The following is a 19796-nucleotide window of genomic DNA, read 5'->3' as shown; positions in this document are numbered from 1 at the left end:
CGGCCTGCCACCACTTCTATTGTACGGCAGGTGAACCATTCGGTCGATTCACCCGAGATCTAGCCGACGATCAATGCCACCAAGTTTTGCACTGAAGGAATTAGCGGGACGGCGCGAGCGGTCTGTCGATTTTGTGAGCCGTGACGCGTAAGCAGCCGGGCAGTCCGACGCCCGCCCGAGGCCTTACGGCCAGCGGCTCACCATTGACTCAGCAGATCCCGACTAAACCGACAGCCCGCAAGCCCTCCGGCTTGCGCATCGTTGCAACACACCAGAGGGCTCGCGCCCTACCGCTAAAAAGTCGTTCACGGCGTAGGGCGGAGCCTTACAAGCGAGGCAGAGTGTTGGTGTGCAGGCTTTAGCCGCCCATGGTCGCTGCCCCGCAGCGACTGGGAATCTTCAACTCGCACGACAAGCCGGTGCGGGAAACAGGTAAGAAGATTTAGGAGGTAGGAAAATAATGAAACGCACCATTCACTTGGTTGCGCCCATTTTCTTGCCTCCAAAATTTTCTTACCACTCCGGCCCAGCTGCCGTGCCCTTTTGAGTCGGTGCGGATCAGGAGACGGATCCAAGAGTGTTCGGGTCTTTGCTTTCCCGCCTGCTACAAACGCCCAGCCGAACAGTATTGGAAATAGAGTTGATTGGGCGGTCTGCCAAACAGACCTACGTGAACCCGCCAATTTTCGTCGAAAAACCCAGAAGGGTGGTTGATTGAGCCCACCCCCCCCTATCTTCGGAAATGTTGAGTTATTTCACGTGTCCGGTTTGGTAAATCGAAATTGAGGGGTGTTCAAATGTTGTTTAGGTCCTTGATTCCTGCTTGCCTTCTGAGTGTTTTGTTGTTCCTGCCTGCAGTATCCGAAGCATTTGTAGTGACAAGCAGGGTGAATGGATTCACGCCGTCTTGGTTAACAAATCTGGGCGGTATGCCGGATCACTACTGCTAAGACGATACTCCCAACGCTTGTCCGCCGGCGAATACCGGAACCGTAGTAGGTAATCCTTGTTCGCCAATTGGGAGCTTCACACAAGTTTGTGACTGGAACAATTACTGGGATCAAAAATGTTACCCACGTGTTAATGAAGATTGCAATTATCCGCCGACTCCCGACTTTTGTCCTGGGCGAGAGTTAAAATGCATTGCAGATCCATACAGTCCTACCGGCGCATCATGGAGTATAAACCAAAATGGAGGTTGCGGTACGCGCACTGTGTGTTACTGAACCGATAGGATCGCAAGAAAGTTCTGTTCGCGGCGGTTGTACCGTTGTGTGTGACTCACCGGCGAGGATTTAAAATGGGTTGGCGTGCCACGATTGGACTGAATGTATTGCTGTGTCTGCTGGGCGCGAGTTCGGCACAGGCTGAGCCGCTTGACGCCGACGAAATCCGGCGTCAGGGATGGGCGGTTCGCCCTTATGTCTACGGCAAAGAGTTGGTTTACAAAATCGATGCGCGGACAATCGATAGTCCTGACGGTAGAACGTTCTATTCTGGTTACCCTGATGTGGTGCAACGCGGGACACGAACATTGACGCTCGGTCGACCGTCAACAGGCCGTTCTTATATTCCGTCGCGTCTGATGCATTTTCAAAAAAACGCCGGTGAACCCCACACCGACGAAGACCCATTGTTGACGTTCTTTCAAGGGTTCGATGGACGCAAGACAAGCACCTACGTACGCAAACTGTTACACGACTATGAGATCAAGCAACATGTGAACTCGTCGGGTACGGAACAAGTGGGCTGTGCGGTCGGTGCGTTTGCGGCCGATCCGATGGTTCGATTGCTAATCAATCGTCAGGAACCGTTTCAGGGATTGCCGATGAAGCAATATGACTTTGTTGAATTGAAGGATCAAGTCAGAGCGGAGCGGGTTGAACATCCAGCGGATGCAAACGCAATTCGTATTTCGTCAACGGATCCCAACGTCGAATCCTATACGATTGTGAGCTCCGCACCCGAGTATCTCCCCCTGGAGAGGAGAATCTCTTATCCCGATGGGCCTTTTGCGATCCAAGTCAGCGAGTTGAAAACTTTCGACGGCCATCGCTATCCGAGCCGCGCGACCTATCGGGAATTGAAACACGATGGAACATTTGGCTGGGAGGCGAGCATCGAATTAATTTCCGTCGAAAACATTGATGCCGATCAATTCGAATGGATACCACCCTGGCCGGCGGGAACGGAGTGGAAGCGTGAACGGGATGTCAAGCGATTTGAAGTGCCTTACACGAGGGAGCAATTGCGAAAGATTCAAGCAGCGGGACTTGCAAGAGCTCGATCACACACCTCTGAGGGAAGTTCTTCCTACTTCTATCTCAACATTGCGTTGATCGGTGTGATCATCGCGCTGGCGCTGTACCGGCTATGGCCGAGGAGCAATGAGCCGGTATGAGTCACAGTGTATGGCTATATGTGATTTGTGTTGTCGCGTTGGCGGGCCAATTCACTCCGGCATCTGCCGCTCCAAGGGATTCGTTGGCCACGGAAACGCAGCAGAGTCTTCAGGTCAAAGAGGAGGATGGATTCTGTGCGTTGGAATCGACACGCAAATGTGTCCGTGCACAGGGAGTGTCTTGGAAGACGACTGAAGCGACAGACGTTTTAGAGCAACGCCCCTTCGCGTCGTTCGCTGAGATTAAGGGAGCCGTAGAGTCTTTGGGGCTCCATGCCAAGCCGATCGAACTGAATCGAGCTGGAAGCTTCTATGTACAGCGTCAGCTTGAACTCGGGAAATCAGCGATCGGTTGGCTTCCGACCGTAGACATGACAAAGAATGGTGGTCTGGAAATCGGTCATTTTGTCGTGTTGAACAGCATAAGGGGGAGTAACGAAGCCGCATTCGTCGATGCGGAATCGTCAAGGGTCTATTTGGAAGAAATAGAATCTGCCCGGCCAATTCCGTTACTCTTGATATCGAGTGAGCCGATCGAACTTAGTTCTTCCGAAATCATGTCCACATTTCTCACAGCCTCACTCCAATCGCCATGGTTGATCGGTGCGTTTGCAGTTCTCGCCGTTTGCTTGCTTCTCAAGTCTATCAATGTCGGAAGACGCATAGAGTTATTGGGGTATACCGTGCTAGTCGGGTTGCTGCTTTTAACGTTCCTCTCTGTTCGAGTAGGATTTGGATCGATTGAGGACCAACCGAAGCCCTATGCGACCGATGGCCCACTGCAATTTGAACGAACGCAGTATGATTTCGGCGAGTTGCTTAAGGGGAAAAGTGATCCGCAACGGATTCATCTTTTCAATACAACTGGGAGCGACATTCAGCTTAAAGAGTTGCGAACAGATTGTGTCTGCACAACTGCCACACCCAACGAAACTGTCGTGCCCGCGCACGGAAAGATTGGTGTGGACGTTGCGTTTTCAACATTTCTCGATGGAGACAATCGCTATGCGATTAAGGCCATCGGGCTTGAGGGGCAAGAAGCACATTGCTCGATTTTCTTCGAGGGATCGAGCCCACTAAACATCGTTCCTGCAAAGCACTTTTTTGGATCCTTCTCCTATTCGAAAGATTCCACAAAGGCTCGGGTGCTGGAAGTAGAACTGACTCATTTCTACAAGAATGCGATCTATGATGTGAAGCTTGGATCGGTCGAAGAAACGGATCCGTTTTCGATCTCAATCACGAAGGTCTACGGAGAAAACAATCAGCACCTTGAGTTGGAGTTTGGGCTTAATTCAAAGGTCCGCTACGAGGGATTTGTGTTTCAAGACGTGCCGATCATAGTTACATTGGCAGGTGAGCCAACGACAACGGTCCTCAATGTTGGAGCGGATTTCGTTGACTGATCCGTTGGAACAATCCGAGCGAGTGAAGGGCGAAGCGACTCACCGATCGCGTCGCTATCGCTGGGGGATTTCACTCGTCATTTCGATTCAATTCGCTCTGCTGTGCTGGCACGCATTTCGTTCTTCGCCGGTTGCGGATGAGTACGGTCATTTGTATGCGGGCATCCAGTACTGGAGGCAGGGTGAGACCGAACTATTCTGCGTCAACCCGCCCCTTGTCCGCGCTCTGGGCAGCGTATTCGCCGTTTCTCATTGGCCTGGACTGGATGATTTTCGTCCCGACTATGCTGCTGCACTACATCTTGTTCCGGGAAGCCGAGTGGAGGAACGACCGACCGCACGGTGGGAGTGGCCGTTCGGTTGCCAACTCTTCAATGCGTTCCCCGATATTTTCCGGCAGCGTTTGTTTCTGGGGCGGATGCTGGTAAGCCTGTTCGCCGTTTCGGCAACGGTGATGCTCTACCACTGGGGTGCTCGGTTGTTTGGCGCCGCAGCCGGGCTGACGGCGGCCGCGTGCTGGGCTTTTCAGCCCGAAGTACTCTCGCACGGTTCGCTGATCACCAATGACATTGCAGTGGCGGCGGCAATGATCATCAGTTGTTATTTCTTTTGTCAATGGATGTCATCAAGGCGGTGGAAAGAAGCGTTGATCGGTGGTGTTCTGCTCGGTATTTGTACGCTTTGTAAATTCACTTCACTATTGCTGTGGCCCATTTTCTTGGGGTTCGCAATCTGGCGTTTCACGCAGGTTCGCTCGCCCGTTTTTGTCGTCCAGGCCATGACAGCGGTTGCGATGTCATTGATCATCGTCGGAATCCCCTACGGATTTGACGGAGTCGGCAAGCCGCTCGGTGAGATACAGTTCCTCTCCGATGGACTTGCCGGTGACACTGCGACCGATATCCCACCACGATATCGCGATCGTTGGTTCGCCGGGATTCCGTCTCCCGTCCCGGAACACTTCGTGATCGGGATGGATCGCCAGCAATATGATTTTCAGGTAGGGTTACGTGGCTTTGCTGCAGGTCAAAGCGGGCGGGAGGGTTGGTGGTGGTTTTATCTCTATGCCATGCTGGTGAAATTGCCGACGGGGACGCTGATTGCAGTTTTTGCCAGTTTACTGTTTGGTATCTGGCGCTTGCTGGATCGCACGCAATCATGGAACGTCAGGTTTGAACATTCACTGATCGCCTGCGTCGCAGTGGGAATGATCGAAATCACCGCGTACAAGAGTGGTTTTGCTCGGCAGCATCGTTACATTTTTCCGCTGTACCCATTTTTGTTCTTATTGGTTGTCGCGCCGCTAGCGTTACCAAGTGCTGGGATGACACGATGGGTGCAGTGGACCATCAAGGCGGGTGTCGTGTTTACAGTAATGGCGTCCTTGGCGATCGCGCCCCATTGGATGGGTGCGTTCAACGCTTTGTCCGGTGGAACAGATCGAGGTCATTTCCATCTCCATAATGATGCGTCGGATTGGGGCCAGGATTGCTATTTTCTTGCTGATTGGATTGCGTCGCATCCAGACTACCGCCCACTTCAATGGCATCCCAGTGACCCGATGCGGTACCTTCAGCCGGAAGCATTTGGGATGCCGGCAGATATTCTGCAGCCCAAAGGGGCGGATCGGAAATGGATGATTGTCAGCAAGTCGTTGCTGTCACTCAATCAGGGACTCCGGGATAGTCTTCCGACGACGCCGGTCGAGGCGATTGGTGCGACACACTTTCTTTATCAGGTTGAACCATGAGAACTTCATGTGAGAATCGAAGCCGAAGAGCAATATTGCCATCTGCGACGTCGAGTGGGCGGCTAAAGCCTGGACACCAACGTGTCGTTCGTCGCGTGCGGAGGCATGGATTTACAGTGATTGAATTGCTGATTTGTGTCGCCATCGTAGGGTTATTGATTTCACTGCTTTCCGGCGGAGTTCAAAGTGCTCGGGAAGCGGCGCGACGGACACAGTGCATGAGCCATCAACGTGAGTTAGGGCTGGGGATCCAGTCGCACCTTTCTAAACTGAGATACATTCCCAGCAACGGCGGGTACGACGGCAAAAGCACGGTCGAATCGCCGAGTGGCCAGCAGGTGACGATTGGCACGTTTTCTCGCCATTTCGGGTTGCAATTTTGGTGGGGCGTCGGGCAACCGGGCGCAGATCCGAAAACTCAAACCGGTAGTTGGGCTTATGCGATTCTGCCATCGATCGAACAGGGTCAGGCCTATTCCCGAATCAAAGTGGAGTCGGCGGGGCCCCTGTTCCGTTGTCCGAGTCGTAGTCGCGATGATCCGATGGTTCCCGCGGACGACGACCACGGTCGATACACTGCGGCGGGTCGGGTTTGGGCTAAAACAGACTATGCTGGCAATGAGCGCGTGATGCGAGAGCGCCCCGATGCTTTGTTGCCCAATGCGATTATCGATGGGATGAGTCAAACGCTGGCGACGGGCGAAAAAGCGTTTGATCCGTTGGTTCAGACCGCGAGCAGTTGGTATTTTGACGAGCCCATTTTCTCCGGCGGTAGCCACGGGACCGTCCGTAAGGGGTTATTGATTCTCCGTGATGGTCCGGGCATCAAGTATGCCGGCAATTGGGGCTCGCCGCACCCCGGAGGCGCTGTTTTTACTCGGCTGGATGGATCGGTGGAGTTTTTATCCGCCACCATAGATGGATTCCTATTTCGGAGTTTGTTGGCCCCCGCTGACAGCGCCGACCCGTTGCTGGATTAGATCCTGGGTGGACAGTCGCCGTCCTCTACGAGGTCGGCGCGGGCCAAAGCTTCGCTTTCGCGTGCGCCGAGTTCGGAGAACACGGCGACTCTCGGGACACATCGGCAAGTTCACAAACTTTTTTGGGATCAGCGGTTTACCGCCGGCCGATTAGCATTTCCATCATTCTGCCATCCCGCTCTTCATTTCCACTGGGCGACGGCCCGGAAGAGTCGTCGCCCCCGGAGAGGCCGCTGCCACAGCCCGCCGGATCTTCTACTAAACTATGGGGGCTGTCCTTCCACATTCCACCCTCGATCCCCACCGCAAGATGACCGCTCGAATCCTGGTTGCCTGCTTGGCATTGATTTCGTCCCTCTGTCTCGTCGCCCCTACCCAAGCCGCCGACGTCCAGATCACTGACGACGGCACCAAGGCGGTTGTCACCATCGACGGACAGCCGTTTACCGAATATCGATACAGCGGCTACGCCAAGCCGATCTTGTACCCGGTGTACGGTCCCGGCCAAAAACCGATGACCCGCAACTACCCGATGGTCAAGGACGTCGACAACGAAGCCAGCGACCACCCGCACCACAAATCGATCTGGTACACCCACGACGAAGTCGGCGGGATCCGATTCTGGATGGAAGACGCCGAAGGCAAGAAATCCAAAGACGTCGGCACCCAGGTGCAAACCTCGCTGAAGATCGACGGCAACACGATCATCGCTCAAAACGATTGGAAGAGTTCCGACGGGGAAACGGTTTGCAGCGATCAACGCACGCTGACCTTTGGCACCGACGGTGACGCCCGCACCATCGACTACGAAGTCACCTGGATCGCGTCGTCCGGTGACCTCGTCATCGGCGATACCAAAGAAGGCACGATGGGCATGCGGACGCATCCGCGATTGCGTCTGAAAGCCGACCCGAAACGCGGCAACCACACTGCCGGCGGTCACTCGATCAACAGCGAAGGTGTCGAAGGAAAAGAGATGTGGGGCAAGCGCGCCGCGTGGGTGGACTATTGGGGAGAGATCGACGGCCAACTGACCGGCATCGCGATGTTCGACCATCCCGGCAACCCCCGTCACCCGACGTGGTGGCACGCACGCGACTACGGACTCGTTGCAGCGAATCCCTTCGGCGTCAATCATTTCGAAAACAAACCCGACGGCACCGGCGACATGACGCTCAAAGCCGGCGAGACGATGACGTTCCGTTATCGATTCCTGTTCCACACCGGCGACGCCGAATCGGCAAACGTTGCCCAGGCGTATAAGGCGTACGCGGAGGAGTGATCGGTGCGAGCAAACGATCCCGGAGGGATCAAAGCGAGTAGCCGGAGGTAAGCGAAGCGACACCTCCGGGAAGCTCGTCGGCGAAGTCCGTCGACCCCGGATGGGGTCGCAGCGAACCCGTCCGCCGGCGGTGCCGGAGAGTGCGTCTAAAGACGACCTGATCGAGGTACTTGATCACAGGAGCGGCCCACCGAGTCCGAGGGCCCCGGCATGATTTGCTACGACACCCTCCGGGGTCGCGTCTCTCGAGCGCAAGATACCCGGAGGTGTCGCTTCGCTCACCTCCGGCTACGCGCTGCGACCCCGTTCGGGGTCATTCCAACAATCATAGGACACGCTGGTCCCTCGCCAAACGGCCGAGCTTCAGTTGACATCAGCCGGTTCGCGCGAGCAAACCCGATATCCCGAACGGATCAAAGCAAGTAGCCGGAAGAAAACGCTGCGACCCCGCTCGGGGTCCACGTCCGCCCTCCCAACATCAATGCACGCGTTGACCGGGCAGGGCGCCTTCGTCGGGCGAGAGCAAGAACACGTCTTCACCGCCGGGACCGCTGGCACACACCATGCCTTCGCTCAACCCGAACCGCATCTTTCGCGGCTTCAGGTTCGCCACCATCACGACCAAACGCCCGACCAAACTCTCGGGTTCGTAAGCCGCTTTGATGCCGGCGAACACCTGACGGGTCTCGTCGCCGCCCAGACCCAGCGTCAACTTGAGCAACTTGTTCGCTTCCGGCACATGCTCGGCCGTTAACACCCGCGCGACGCGAAAGTCGACTTTGACAAAATCGTCGATCGTGATTTCGTCGGCGATCGGTTCGTCTTTTAAGGGCTGATCCGAATCCGCGAACGTCGGTCGATTCTCTGCCGCGGCTTCTTCGGCGGCTTCTTCTTTGCTCTCTTCGATCATCTTTTGCAAATCCTCGGGTTGAATGCGTTCCATCATGCGTTGAAATTTCGCCACCGCTGTGCCCAACAGCGGCGTTTTACTTTGGTCCCACGACGTGATCGGCTCACCGAGCAGCGCGTCGCATTTTTTGGCGAGCGTCGGCAACACGGGAGCCAGATAAATCGTCAGTTGTCGAAACAGGTTCAGTGCGACGGTGACCACATCGCGTAGTTCGTCTTGCCGCTCGGGATCTTTTTTCATCTCCCACGGCTTGGCGTGTTCGACGAACGGGTTGGCGGCATCGGCCAGTTCCATGATCAACCGCATCGCGCGGCTGTAGTCGCCGACTTCGTAGGCCTCGGCGATCAAATCCCCGGCTTTGGCGGCGTTTTCGAACAAGCCTCCGTCGTCGGGATAGGTTTCCGCCAGCCCGGTGTGCTTGGCAAACTTGCCGACGCGGCTGGCCAGGTTGACGACCTTGCCGACCAGATCGCTGTTGACCTTTTCGACAAACTCGTCAATGCCCAAATCCAGGTCCTCGACACGCTGCGTCAACTTGGTCGCGTAGAAATAACGCAAGTAGTCCGGATCAGAGTGTTTGCGATAGGTTTCCGCGCTGATCAACGTCCCGGTCGACTTGCTCATCTTTTCGCCTCCGACGTTCAGGAATCCGTGGATGTGGACCTTGGTCGGCAACTGCAGGCCGGCGGTGTGCAACATGCCCGGCCAGAATAACGTGTGGAAATACGTGATGTCTTTGCCGATGAAGTGGTGGATCTCGGTCGACTCACTGCGCCACCAATCGTCGAACGATTCCCCGTTGGCGTCACACCACTCCTTGGTGCTGGACACGTAACCGATCGGAGCGTCGAACCAGACGTACCAGTAATTGCCAGGTGAGTCGGGGATCTCGAAACCGAAATACGGCCCGGGGCGGCTGATGTCCCAGTCCCGCAGCTCTTTGTCTTCGGCCAAGAAGAAGCCCTTCAAGTAGTTGGCGGTTTCCTTTTGCAGTGCGTCGCCGTTGTCGATCCACTCGATCAGGAACGAACGCAGCTTTTCCAGGGTGACGAACAGGTGGACCGCCGAGCGGACTTCGGGCGTGGCGCCGCTGAGCGTGCTTTTGGGATCGATCAAATCGATCGGAGAGTACGTCGCCCCGCATTGGCAATTGTCCCCCGGTTGGTTTTTGTGACCGCTGACCGGACAGGTTCCACGGACGAAGCGATCGGCCAAAAACGTCTCCGCTTCGGGGTCGTAAAGCTGTTGGATGCTCTTTTCGGTGACCAGATCGGCGTCGCGGAGGGCTTGCCAAAACAGGTGACAAAACTCCCGATTGGCCTCGCTGTTGGTGCTGCCGTAGTGGTCAAAGTCGACGTGGAAATCGGCGAAATCGCGTTGGTGCTGAGCGCTCATGTCGGCGATCAGTTCCTCTTCGCTGCGGCCTTCCTTTTTCGCCCGGATCATGATCGCGGTGCCGTGCGTGTCGTCGGCACAGATGTAGACGCAGCGATTGCCGATCAGACGCTGAAAACGCACCCAAATATCCGTTTGAATGTATTCCACCAGGTGGCCGATGTGGATCGGCCCGTTGGCGTAGGGCAGGGCGCTGGTGACCAAGATGCGTCGGGTCATGATTTGAATAATGGGCGTGTCGAAACGGGGGGATTCAGGGGCGGATTGTACAGATCGCCGTGAAACACGTAATCCCGAATGTTTCACTGGGTTTCCCAAGGGGAAGGGTTCAGTTTGGGGTTGTCGCCCCGACGGCCGATTGCGGACAGTCCCTTTGTCGTCAGTTTGTCTCAAGTGAGAACTCATTTGTGACGGGGGACGACAACCATTCGGCTGAAGGATCGGCCGATCCGGGCACTTGTCTAGGGAGAGACACTTTGAACACGCATTTGTTCGGCCGGTTTTACCCGGCCATCGTTTCGGCGTTTGTACTGGCCACCGTGACCGCCGCAGACGCCGCGGCAGCCAACAGCGTGCTCCTGGCGTTCTCCTCGGACCACTGCGGTCATTGCCAGGCCATGGTGCCGACATTGCGGCAACTGGAGCAAAGTGGAACGCCGATCCGGCACGTCAACGTCAACGCGGAGCCGGAATTGGCGCGACGCCATGGGATTCGTCAAGTGCCGACCTACGTCATCCTCTCCGCCGGTCGCGAATTGACGCGTTTGGTCGGAACGCAGTCCGCTCAAAGCCTGCGGCAAGCGTTGGCAATTGATCCGGCCGGCACGCTGTTTCAAACCAAAGCTAATCTCCACGGCCAAACGGTCCCGGACGCAGCCCAAGCCCGCCGTGCCGCCGCACCGTCGGCTCCCACCGGCGACCCCCGTGGCGAAGCGATGCCCAGTCTGACGATGGCCGACGCCGTCCAGCGCGCTCGAGCCGCGACGGTGCGACTGAAGGTCCACGATGGCAACGGGTTCGGTGTCGGCACCGGAACCATCATTGATCGACACGGCGACGAAGCCCTGGTGCTGACGTGCGGTCACCTGTTCCGTGAAACCAAACTGCAATCCAAAGTCGAAGTCCAACTGTTTGTCGCCGGGCAAGTCAAAACGGTCCCCGGCCAGGTCATCGACTACGATGCCGACAACCGAGATATCGCACTGGTCGTGATGCGGCCCGGATTCGACGTCCAACCGATCCAGATCGCCAACCCTGACAACCCGCCCCAGACCGGTCAAACCGCGTTCAGCTTCGGCTGCGACCACGGCGACGATCCCTCACGCCGCGACACCGCCATCACCGGAATCAACAAGTACAACCAACATGTGGGCGCGTCGAACATCGAAATCGCCGGTGCCCCGGTCGACGGGCGCAGCGGCGGCGGACTGTTTGACGCCATGGGCCAGCTGATCGGTGTCTGCAACGCCGCCGACTATAAGGGCGATGTGGGAATCTACACCGGACCGGGAAGCGTCAAATGGCAACTCGATCGCGTGCAACTGGCACACCTCTATCAAACCCAGCCCCCGGCAAGGGTGACCGTGCCGTCGCGACGACCCAACAGCCACCCCGGCCAGCCCCAGACCCGATTGGCCGCGCTCAACGCTCCTCAACAACCATCGCCGAACCGCTCACGTCCCAACGAACCAGCCGCGACGGAAATGATCATCATCCTCCGCGATCCGAACGCCCCTGGAGGCCAACGCGTGATGAACATCCAGCAGCCGACGCCGGAACTGATGGAAGTGATCAGCCGCCACGCTCGGTAACAGGCGTCTCTTGATGGAGGGTAGGAAGATTTGGAGGTAGGAAAATGAGTTCGGCCGAACAACGACAACCTCGTCAGACGACAATTAATCTTCCTACCCCATAATCTCCTTACCCCTTCTCCACCTCCTATGACTGCTAGCAATTTGTTTCGACGCTGCTGTTTGCCGCTCGCGGTCGCGCTGGCCTTGGTTTGGGCAAGCGGTGAAGCGGTGCAGGCGCAAGTTGACGAGGGGGACGAGATCGTCGAACTCAACTTGTCCGGGACCGTCCGTGTCACGACCTTGCTGGATTTGATGAGCAAGCAGTTGGGGATTCGTTTTCTTCACGGGGCGGACATCGCCCGCCGTGATGTGACGGTTTACACGCCGGCCAAACTGCCCAAGAAAGTTCTGCCGACGTTGTTGGGCAGTCTGCTTCGCGAAGCCAACTTGGCCGTCGTCGATTCCGAAGTCCCCGGTTGGAAACGCGTCGTCGACATCGCCGATATCGTCAGCAGCGCGCCGGCCGGTGACGCCGCCGAAATCTCGCGTCGCAACGGCCCCGCCGCTGCGGTGACTCAGGTGTTGCCGGTCAAACACATCGACATCACCACCGCATCAACATCGCTGAAACCCTTTCTCAGCAAGACGGGATCCAACATCGTCGCACTCGGCGATCAAGGCATCTTGATCGTCTCCGGTTATGCCGCCGACGTGCGGTTGGTCGCGGAGCTGTTGGCGATGATCGATCGCCCCGACGCTGAGGGGACGATCGAGTTCTACCAGACGCGGCGTCGACCGCCATCGATGTTGATCGAACAATACGAAACGATCCAACCAACCGACACGGCAACGAAAGCCGCCTCGGACAACAAATTGAAACTGTTGGTCGACAAGACCGGCCGTCGCGTGGTCGTGGCGGGCCGCAAAGATTTGGTCGCGGCGGCGATCGGGTTGCTGGAACGATTGGATTCCGGCACCGAGTTTTTGACCCGCGTTTATCGGCTGGAATACATCGGCGCGTCTCGACTGGACAATCTGATTCGAGGCTTCGTCGAGATGCCCGGCGAGAGTAATCGGGGGACCGAGTCGAAATCGATCGAAACGACGATCGACGAAGAAGGCAACTTGTTGGTCGTGCGTGCCGGCGCGGAAGTTCATCAACAGATCGAAACCTTGCTCAAGGAACTCGACCAACCGGTCGATTCCGACGAGAGTCCGATTCGGTTTTATAAGCTCAAAAACGCGACCGCGATGGAGGTGCTTTACTCGCTTCTGGCGCTGCAAGAGGCCGCCGGCAGCGGCGTTGCCCAAGCCGGCGGTTTGGGCGCGGGAGCGTTCGGCACGCTCGGCGGCGCGAACATGGGTGGCGTCAGTCCCGCGATGGGCTTTGGCGGCAACCCGATGGGAGCCGCAGGAGGCGGCGTGAACAGCATGTTTCAAGGCGGTCGATCACGGGCGCAACAACGCCTCGACGAACTCGGCGGCGGATCGTTCGGCGTGGCAGGTCAAAACTTGAGCAACAACATGACCTCCAGCCGTGTCCCCAATCAGAACGCCGCACTCGGTTCGATGGCCGGGATCGGTGCCGGAGGATTCGGCAATGGCGGCTATGGAGCGGGCGGTGGCGCCGCGGTGGCCACGTTGCCCGGCGGCGCGCGCGTGTCGGCCGATGTCGCGACCAACAGCTTGATCGTGTTCGCACCCTCGAACGTTCAGTCGTTGTATGAAAAACTGATTCGGTCACTCGACCAGCGCCGTCCGCAAGTCTTGATTCAAGCCGACATTTTGGCGATCGACACGAGCGACAATTTTTCGCTGGGTGTGGAGATCAGCGGCGGTGATCGGGAGGGATCCAAACGGCTGTTTGAATTCACGTCGTTTGGACTCAGCGAAGTCGATCCCACCAACGGCGCACTGACGATCAATCCGGCGCTGGGGTTCAACGGCGTCTTGGTGGACCCGGAAGTCGCCGATGTGATCGTCCAGGCGCTCAGCCGACACCGGCGTGGTCGCGTGTTGTCCTCGCCGAAGGTCTTGGTCAACGACAACCAAACCGGAACGCTGAACAGCATTTCCAGCATCCCGTTCCAGGCATTCAGCCAGGGGGAAACGACCACGCTGACGGGCCTGGGCGGCAACCAAGAAGCGGGCACGACGATTTCCGTCACGCCACACATCAACGAAGACGATCATCTGCAATTAGAATTTGATGTCGAGTTCAGCACGTTTATCGGTTCGGCCGCAGGTGATTTGCCGCCGCCACGACAGATCGACCGCGTGGGCAGTGTCGTCACGATTCCCGATGGCAAAACGATCGTTGTGGGGGGGCTGAAGCGGACCCTCGAAGGCAATTCGTTCACCGGCGTCCCGTGGCTGGAAAAGATCCCCGTGATCCGGGATCTGACCAGTCTGCGGAGCGAAGAACAGACGACGACTTCATTCTTTCTGTTCATTCGGCCCCGAATCCTCCGCGACTCGCAGTTCCGGGATCTGCAATTCCTGTCCGACCTTGAAACCCAAGACGCACAACTGCCGGCCGACTATCCTGTTAGTGGACCCTTGCTGGTTCCCTGCCCGACGCCCGCGGGATTAGACCCGATCGGATCCGAACATTTATCGTCACCGATGCGAGAGAGTTATCCGGTGGAGGAATACGAAGTGATCGGCCAGCCGCAGGTGGTCTACCCGTCGCCGTAATGGTTTGTCGCGGATTCAAAGTGGGGTAAGCTTCCAGCTTGCCGCTCTCGTTTCACTCGTGAAACGCAAGCCGAAAATTTAAAGCTGAAAAAGCCTTGGTGAACCCCATGAGTGATCACGAGTCAGTCGCCGAAGCCTATCGCCGCAAGATGGCGTGGCGGCGAACCCCCGAAGAGAACATGCGTTTGTTTGTCCAGTTGCAGCGGCAAGCGTTCGAAGTCTTGGAAGCGTGTCCCGACGCCATGGCTCACTTCATCCGGCGAAACCATCGCAAGCGAAGGCAATCGGAGGTGGACAAGCTGCTTCGACGTCACGGGATCACTCACCCCTCCCCGTCTCCATGACCGCTCGCCCGTTCGCCCTCATCGAAACTCTGCTGTCGCATTCGGTACCGCTTGTCATCATCGGAGGACACGTTTCATTGCGTCTGCTGCGAAAGATGAAACGCGCGTCGGGGCATGGCAAGGATCTGTTGGACCTTGAGAACCTGCCGACGGAAGCGACATGACCGAGACGCTCAGCCATGATCGTCACGAATCCGCCGGCAGGCAGGCGACCGAGCAGCTCGCCGAGCGGCTTCAGATGCCGATCTCCGAAGATCTCTCAAAGCTGCAGCCCTCGGATGTCTTCTTGAGTCGCATCCCGATCGCGCACGCCCGCGAGCATTGCGTGATGGGGTTTCGCGGCAAGCAGGACGAAGACGTGTGGTTGGCGATCGACTCGATGGCCGGTTACGAACACTTGGATATCATCGCCCGCGCACTCGCCCAACGCCTCGACGGTAAACTCCGGCCGTTGCGTGTGCGTCCGTTGCCGGCGACGACAACCGCCATCGGGCGCGCGATCAACGCGGCCTATTCCGATCAATCCAGTCGAACGCAAAGCGTGATCGATTCGCTCGATCGTGACGAGTTGCTGGGCCAGCTGGCCGGCTTGGGGCCGAAGGAAGACTTGCTGGATACCGAAGGCCGCGCACCGATCATCCGCTTGGTCAATCACATCCTGTTCGATGCGGTCAAATCGGGCGCGTCGGATGTTCACATCCAACCGTACGAAGACCGGTTGATGGTGCGGAAACGTATCGACGGTGTCTTGTTCGATACCTTTGAAATCCCCAAGTCCGTCCAAGAAGAGGTGCTGTCTCGGGTCAAGGTGCTGGGCAAAATGAACATCGCCGAGAAACGCTTGCCGCAAGATGGGCGGGCGACGGTGCAACTGGGTGACCGCACGGTCGACTTGCGGATCGCGTCGCTGCCGACCAGCCACAACGAACGCATCGTGATTCGGTTGTTGGACAAGAGCGCGCGACTGTACACGCTGGCCGAACTCGGGATGCCGGCCCATGATTTCGGCCGCTTCGCTTCGCTGATCGCTCGCGACCACGGGTTGATCTTGGTCACCGGTCCGACCGGCAGCGGCAAAAGCACGACACTCTACGGAGCACTGCAGGAACTCGATAGCGAAGAACTGAATATCCTGACGCTGGAAGATCCGATCGAGTATCAGTTGGACGGGATCAGCCAAACGCAGATCAATGAGAAAAAGGGGATGACGTTCGCCTCGGGCATGCGGAGCGTGCTGCGGCAAGACCCCGACATCATCATGGTCGGCGAAATTCGCGATGCCGAAACCGCGATCATGGCGATCCAAGCCTCGCTGACCGGTCACCTGGTGTTCAGCACGCTGCACACCAACGATGCCGCCAGCGCCGTGACGCGTTTGTTGGACTTGGGGATCGAACCCTATCTGGTCAGCAGCTCGCTGGTCGCCTCGCTGGCCCAGCGGCTGGTCCGAAAGTTGTGCGTCGACTGTAAACGCCCACGACGCAGCAGCGAGGCGTTGCCCGATGTGCCCCCGTTGCTGTTGGAGTCCCATGGTTTGGGCCGATCGGATTTGGTCGGTGTGTTTGAGCCGGTCGGATGTAATGCCTGTCGTGGAACCGGATTCCGCGGCCGGGTCGGACTGTTTGAACTGTTGGTCATCGATGACACCTGTCGTGAATTGGTGCAATCGCGTGCCAATGCATCGGCGATCCGCGAAGCCGGTTTACAATCGGGCATGCACTTGTTGTCGATGGACGGTTTGTTGAAAGTCCATCAAGGCATCACGACACTCGATGAAGTCCTCCGCGTAACGACGCTGTGAGCCCGATGGCTGTCTTTTCCTATTCCGGTATCGACGCGACTCGCAAATCCGTCCAGGGAACGATCAGCGCCGACACCGCTCGCGAAGCCCGCGATTCGCTGCGTGGCCGCGGCATCCACGTTCGCAAAATCGCGGCCTGCAAACACCGCCAATCGAAGTTCCGTCTGCCACGGCTTTCGCTGATCGGATCGAAGAGTCATTGGGCAACCGCCGTGTCGGAGTTGTCGATGCTGTTGCACGCCGGCATCCCGATGCTCGATGCGCTCGATACGATCGTGGAGCAGAATCACGGATCGTTTCGCGCGGCATTGCTGGCGGTCCGCGATCGAGTCGCCGCGGGTGAATCGTTCGCCCAGGCGCTCGGCGGACGTCCCGATCTGTTCGACGAGGCTTCGGTCCAGATGGTCGAAGTCGGCGAGAATGCCGGGACGCTTGAGGAAGTGCTTTCACAGCTCGCCGAATTCAAACAACGTCAATCCCAGTTCACCGATGCGGTCACGACCGCGCTGGTGTATCCGATCTTTTTGGTTTGCTTTGGGACCGCGGCCGGCGTGTTTTTGATGACCAGTGTCCTGCCGCCGCTGCTGGAGAACCTGGAAGAGACCCTCGACGAGCTGCCGTTCCCGACGCGGGTCGCCAAATCGCTCAGCAGCTTGCTCGTCGACTATCGCTGGTTTTGGATCGTGGGGCTGGTCGGCGGCGTGGTCGCATTGACATTGGCCTTCCAAAGCCGCCCGGGCAGACAGGTCTTCGATCGCCTGGTGTTGCGCGTTCCGATTCTCGGTCCGATGCTGGTCAAACAAGGTGTCTCTCGGATCGCGATGATCATCGGAACGCTCTCGCGAAGCGGTGTCGAATTGACGCGTGCGTTCGATCTGGCTGAGCGTTCGACCCGCAACACCGTGTTCCGATCGGCACTGCGTGAATGCGGCAGCCGGATTTCCGCCGGCGAAGAGCTTTCCGATGCGTTGCAACAAAGCGGGGCGTTTCCCCCGCTGGCGGTGCGGGTGTTCTCCATCGGCCAGGAGTCGGGAAAACTCGATGAAATGCTCTTCCGTCTCGCCGAAGACTATGATGAACAAGTCAAAACGGCGTCGGCGCGACTGACCTCGTTGATCGAACCGGTTCTCATCCTTGTCTTGGCCGCCATGGTGGGATTTCTGTTGTTGGCCACGATCCTTCCGATTCTGGAGGCTGGAAATGTTTTGTGAGAGACGATTGCCCTCTCAAACGACTTCGTTGCGTCAGCCACTACGGTCGCTGGGGTTCGGCTCCCTAAGCATCAAGCTAAGAAGTAACCCTCCCTTGAGGAGGTCGTGCGGTTTTAAAGTCGTTGATAGCAAAGAGTTTTCGTCACTCTCCCCCTGGGAGAGTCGAGCGCAGCGAGGAGAGGGTTTGCGTTGTTGCTTGGGGTTGCCCATCACGATTGAAATGAACGCCGCGATTCACCGTTCGACCTCCCCTCGCTTCGCTCGACCCTCCTGCCAGGAGGGTGACTTCAAGACCACACGACCTCTGAGCGGGAGGATGGTTTCTGACGTCATGAAACGACGCGGATTCTCCCTCGTCGAGTTGATCGTCGTGATGGTGATTTTGGGCATGTTGGCCGGACTGGTCGCCGTTCGCACACGCGGCTATTTAGTCAACTCGCGGAAGAACGCGGTCAAAGCAGAGATCGCCACGATCATGAACGCATTAGAAACGTTTCGCATTGATCAGGGACGTTATCCGACCGAAGACGAAGGGCTGGAAATTTTAAGAGAAGACACCGAAACCTGGCCGGAAGGATTTTTGACCAAGATGCCCGTCGATCCTTGGAAGAACCCCTACCTGTACTTCGTCAGCGAAGAGGGCGTCGAAGTGGTCAGCCTGGGTGCCGATGGACGTGAAGGAGGTGACGGAGAGGACGCCGATTTCTCCAGCGCGATGTTGGAAGAATGAGTGGAATGAACATGAGACCATCCGTTTCGCGCATGCGTACGTCCACCCAACGGAAGATCACATACCGGCGTCCTGCTTCATTCAGAAATCACCCCCTTTATTTTCAACGCTTTAAAACCGCACGACCTCTGTGCGGGAGAGTCGAGCGCAGCGATGGGGGGACGATCATCCGTGGCTTCTCCCTGATCGAACTCATCGTCGTGTTGGTGCTGATGGCGGTGATCGCTTCGCTGGCGACGTTGTCGGTCCGCGGCGTGATCGCCAGGCAACGTCTCGGGCGAGCTGTCGAAGTCATCGAGCAATTTGATACCGCGCTGCGGCGCTCCGCACGCGACCAGCGCCGCCAAGTCGCCGGTGTCATCGACCGTGCTCGTGCACGGATGACCGTTGATCCGTCGGGTGATCCATCGAGAACGTACACGTTGCCGCGACAAGTTTCCATCGACGCGATTCGCTTCGGCCCCGTGCAGAGATCGGCGGCAGGTGCCCAAGTCATCGCAAACGCTGACGGATCGTCGCCCAGCTATGCGCTGCGACTGGCCAGCGGTGACACGCGGCGCTGGATCTTCTTGGTCGGGGGAAGCGGACAGGTCGTTGACGATTTCAACGACACGGCAGTCGAACTGGCGTTGGGGATGCGATGAACCAACGACGTGCATTCACGCTACTGGAAATCATTGTCGCGTTGGCGCTGATGGGCTCAGTGCTGGTCGCATCGTTACTCGCGTTTTCGCGGCATCGCAAACAGCTCTCGATGGCCGAAAAACGACTCGATGCCACCCGAGTCGCCGACCAATTGGTGCACGGACTCTCGGCACAGCAAGGCGGGTTACCGATCGGCGCGCGCGGCGCGGTGGCCGGCAAGGACGATTGGGTCTGGCAGACGTCGCTGGTCGGTCGCACCTCGTTGGCGACTGTTGAGATGCAGGTCGTGCGTTTTGAAATCATGGAACTCGGTGCCGCATCAACGTCATTGGTCACGGTCGATCTGGTCAAACCGGCGGGTGTTCCATGACGATGCGACGTAAACAAAGATCGTTAAAGGAATGCCTGCCGAATGGCACGGGCATAGGGGTTGGTGTGCAGGCTTTAGCCG

General features: G+C 57.6%; 15 protein-coding genes. 14 read left to right on the top strand and 1 reads right to left on the bottom strand.

Annotated features, from left to right (window positions below; genetic code table 11):
* Positions 1-1300: 1300 nt before the first annotated feature.
* From NZK35_RS02530 to NZK35_RS02510, 5 genes are all read left to right on the top strand, one after another.
* Positions 1301-2401, top strand: a complete 1101-nt coding sequence (locus NZK35_RS02530) for a hypothetical protein (RefSeq protein ID WP_259631028.1) — start codon at positions 1301-1303, stop codon at positions 2399-2401.
* Positions 2398-3807 carry a DUF1573 domain-containing protein gene (locus NZK35_RS02525; RefSeq protein ID WP_259631027.1) on the top strand — a complete coding sequence of 470 codons (1410 nt, stop codon included), beginning with the start codon at positions 2398-2400 and terminating at the stop codon, positions 3805-3807. The genes NZK35_RS02530 and NZK35_RS02525 overlap by 4 nt, the downstream gene beginning before the upstream one ends.
* On the top strand, positions 3800-5557 hold the full coding sequence (locus tag NZK35_RS02520; RefSeq protein ID WP_259631026.1) for an ArnT family glycosyltransferase: 1758 nt from the start codon (positions 3800-3802) through the stop codon (positions 5555-5557). Before NZK35_RS02525 ends, NZK35_RS02520 begins: the two co-directional genes overlap by 8 nt.
* 95 nt (positions 5558-5652) lie before the next feature.
* Positions 5653-6537: a DUF1559 domain-containing protein gene (locus NZK35_RS02515; protein WP_259631025.1), complete on the top strand. Its 885-nt coding sequence runs from the start codon at positions 5653-5655 to the stop codon at positions 6535-6537.
* 310 nt (positions 6538-6847) lie between these two features.
* Positions 6848-7819, top strand: a complete 972-nt coding sequence (locus tag NZK35_RS02510; RefSeq protein WP_259631024.1) for a DUF6807 domain-containing protein — start codon at positions 6848-6850, stop codon at positions 7817-7819.
* 478 nt (positions 7820-8297) lie between these two features.
* On the opposite strand, the gene metG is transcribed toward NZK35_RS02510, so the two are convergent.
* Positions 8298-10343 (bottom strand): methionine--tRNA ligase, encoded by a 2046-nt coding sequence (metG, locus tag NZK35_RS02505; protein WP_259631023.1) that lies wholly within the window; start codon positions 10341-10343, stop codon positions 8298-8300.
* Positions 10344-10600: 257 nt separating this feature from the next.
* Between metG and NZK35_RS02500 the strand changes: the two genes are divergently transcribed.
* The 9 genes from NZK35_RS02500 to NZK35_RS02460 all read left to right on the top strand — a co-directional run bounded on the left by NZK35_RS02500 (position 10601) and on the right by NZK35_RS02460 (position 19715).
* Positions 10601-11935, top strand: coding sequence for a trypsin-like peptidase domain-containing protein (locus NZK35_RS02500; RefSeq protein ID WP_259631022.1), 1335 nt, complete (start codon positions 10601-10603; stop codon positions 11933-11935).
* Positions 11936-12064: 129 nt separating this feature from the next.
* Positions 12065-14614: a secretin N-terminal domain-containing protein gene (locus tag NZK35_RS02495; RefSeq protein WP_259631021.1), complete on the top strand. Its 2550-nt coding sequence runs from the start codon at positions 12065-12067 to the stop codon at positions 14612-14614.
* A gap of 107 nt (positions 14615-14721) precedes the next feature.
* A complete protein-coding gene (locus NZK35_RS02490) occupies positions 14722-14958 on the top strand; it encodes a hypothetical protein (protein WP_259631020.1) in 237 nt (78 codons plus the stop codon).
* On the top strand, positions 14955-15122 hold the full coding sequence (locus NZK35_RS02485; RefSeq protein WP_259631019.1) for a hypothetical protein: 168 nt from the start codon (positions 14955-14957) through the stop codon (positions 15120-15122). Before NZK35_RS02490 ends, NZK35_RS02485 begins: the two co-directional genes overlap by 4 nt.
* The gene (locus NZK35_RS02480) at positions 15119-16759 is read left to right on the top strand and encodes a GspE/PulE family protein (protein ID WP_259631018.1); all 1641 of its coding nucleotides are present in this window, start codon (positions 15119-15121) and stop codon (positions 16757-16759) included. Before NZK35_RS02485 ends, NZK35_RS02480 begins: the two co-directional genes overlap by 4 nt.
* Positions 16760-16764: 5 nt before the next feature.
* Positions 16765-17970 carry a type II secretion system F family protein gene (locus NZK35_RS02475; protein WP_259631017.1) on the top strand — a complete coding sequence of 402 codons (1206 nt, stop codon included), beginning with the start codon at positions 16765-16767 and terminating at the stop codon, positions 17968-17970.
* Between the two features lie 331 nt (positions 17971-18301).
* Positions 18302-18700 (top strand): type II secretion system major pseudopilin GspG, encoded by a 399-nt coding sequence (gene gspG / locus NZK35_RS02470; RefSeq protein ID WP_259631016.1) that lies wholly within the window; start codon positions 18302-18304, stop codon positions 18698-18700.
* Positions 18697-19344, top strand: coding sequence for a type II secretion system protein (locus tag NZK35_RS02465; protein ID WP_323379599.1), 648 nt, complete (start codon positions 18697-18699; stop codon positions 19342-19344). Before gspG ends, NZK35_RS02465 begins: the two co-directional genes overlap by 4 nt.
* Positions 19341-19715, top strand: coding sequence for a type II secretion system protein (locus tag NZK35_RS02460; protein ID WP_259631015.1), 375 nt, complete (start codon positions 19341-19343; stop codon positions 19713-19715). Before NZK35_RS02465 ends, NZK35_RS02460 begins: the two co-directional genes overlap by 4 nt.
* Positions 19716-19796 lie beyond the last annotated feature (81 nt).

This window comes from Stieleria sedimenti (genome assembly GCF_025060895.1).
Taxonomy (GTDB): Bacteria; Planctomycetota; Planctomycetia; order Pirellulales; family Pirellulaceae; genus Stieleria; species Stieleria sedimenti.
The sequence above is the reverse complement of the archived record's forward strand: the minus strand, read 5'-3'. Positions and strand labels throughout refer to the sequence as shown.

Bases quoted from the DNA above. Each gene is read 5' to 3' on its own strand.
- NZK35_RS02530 (WP_259631028.1), top strand. From the start codon at position 1,301: ATGGGTTGGCGTGCCACGATTGGACTGAATGTATTGCTGTGTCTGCTG.
- NZK35_RS02525 (WP_259631027.1), top strand. From the start codon at position 2,398: ATGAGTCACAGTGTATGGCTATATGTGATTTGTGTTGTCGCGTTGGCG.
- NZK35_RS02510 (WP_259631024.1), top strand. From the start codon at position 6,848: ATGACCGCTCGAATCCTGGTTGCCTGCTTGGCATTGATTTCGTCCCTC.
- metG (WP_259631023.1), bottom strand. From the start codon at position 10,343: ATGACCCGACGCATCTTGGTCACCAGCGCCCTGCCCTACGCCAACGGG.
- NZK35_RS02495 (WP_259631021.1), top strand. From the start codon at position 12,065: ATGACTGCTAGCAATTTGTTTCGACGCTGCTGTTTGCCGCTCGCGGTC.
- NZK35_RS02490 (WP_259631020.1), top strand. From the start codon at position 14,722: ATGAGTGATCACGAGTCAGTCGCCGAAGCCTATCGCCGCAAGATGGCG.
- NZK35_RS02485 (WP_259631019.1), top strand. From the start codon at position 14,955: ATGACCGCTCGCCCGTTCGCCCTCATCGAAACTCTGCTGTCGCATTCG.
- NZK35_RS02480 (WP_259631018.1), top strand. From the start codon at position 15,119: ATGACCGAGACGCTCAGCCATGATCGTCACGAATCCGCCGGCAGGCAG.
- NZK35_RS02475 (WP_259631017.1), top strand. From the start codon at position 16,765: ATGGCTGTCTTTTCCTATTCCGGTATCGACGCGACTCGCAAATCCGTC.
- gspG (WP_259631016.1), top strand. From the start codon at position 18,302: ATGAAACGACGCGGATTCTCCCTCGTCGAGTTGATCGTCGTGATGGTG.
- NZK35_RS02465 (WP_323379599.1), top strand. From the start codon at position 18,697: ATGAGTGGAATGAACATGAGACCATCCGTTTCGCGCATGCGTACGTCC.
- NZK35_RS02460 (WP_259631015.1), top strand. From the start codon at position 19,341: ATGAACCAACGACGTGCATTCACGCTACTGGAAATCATTGTCGCGTTG.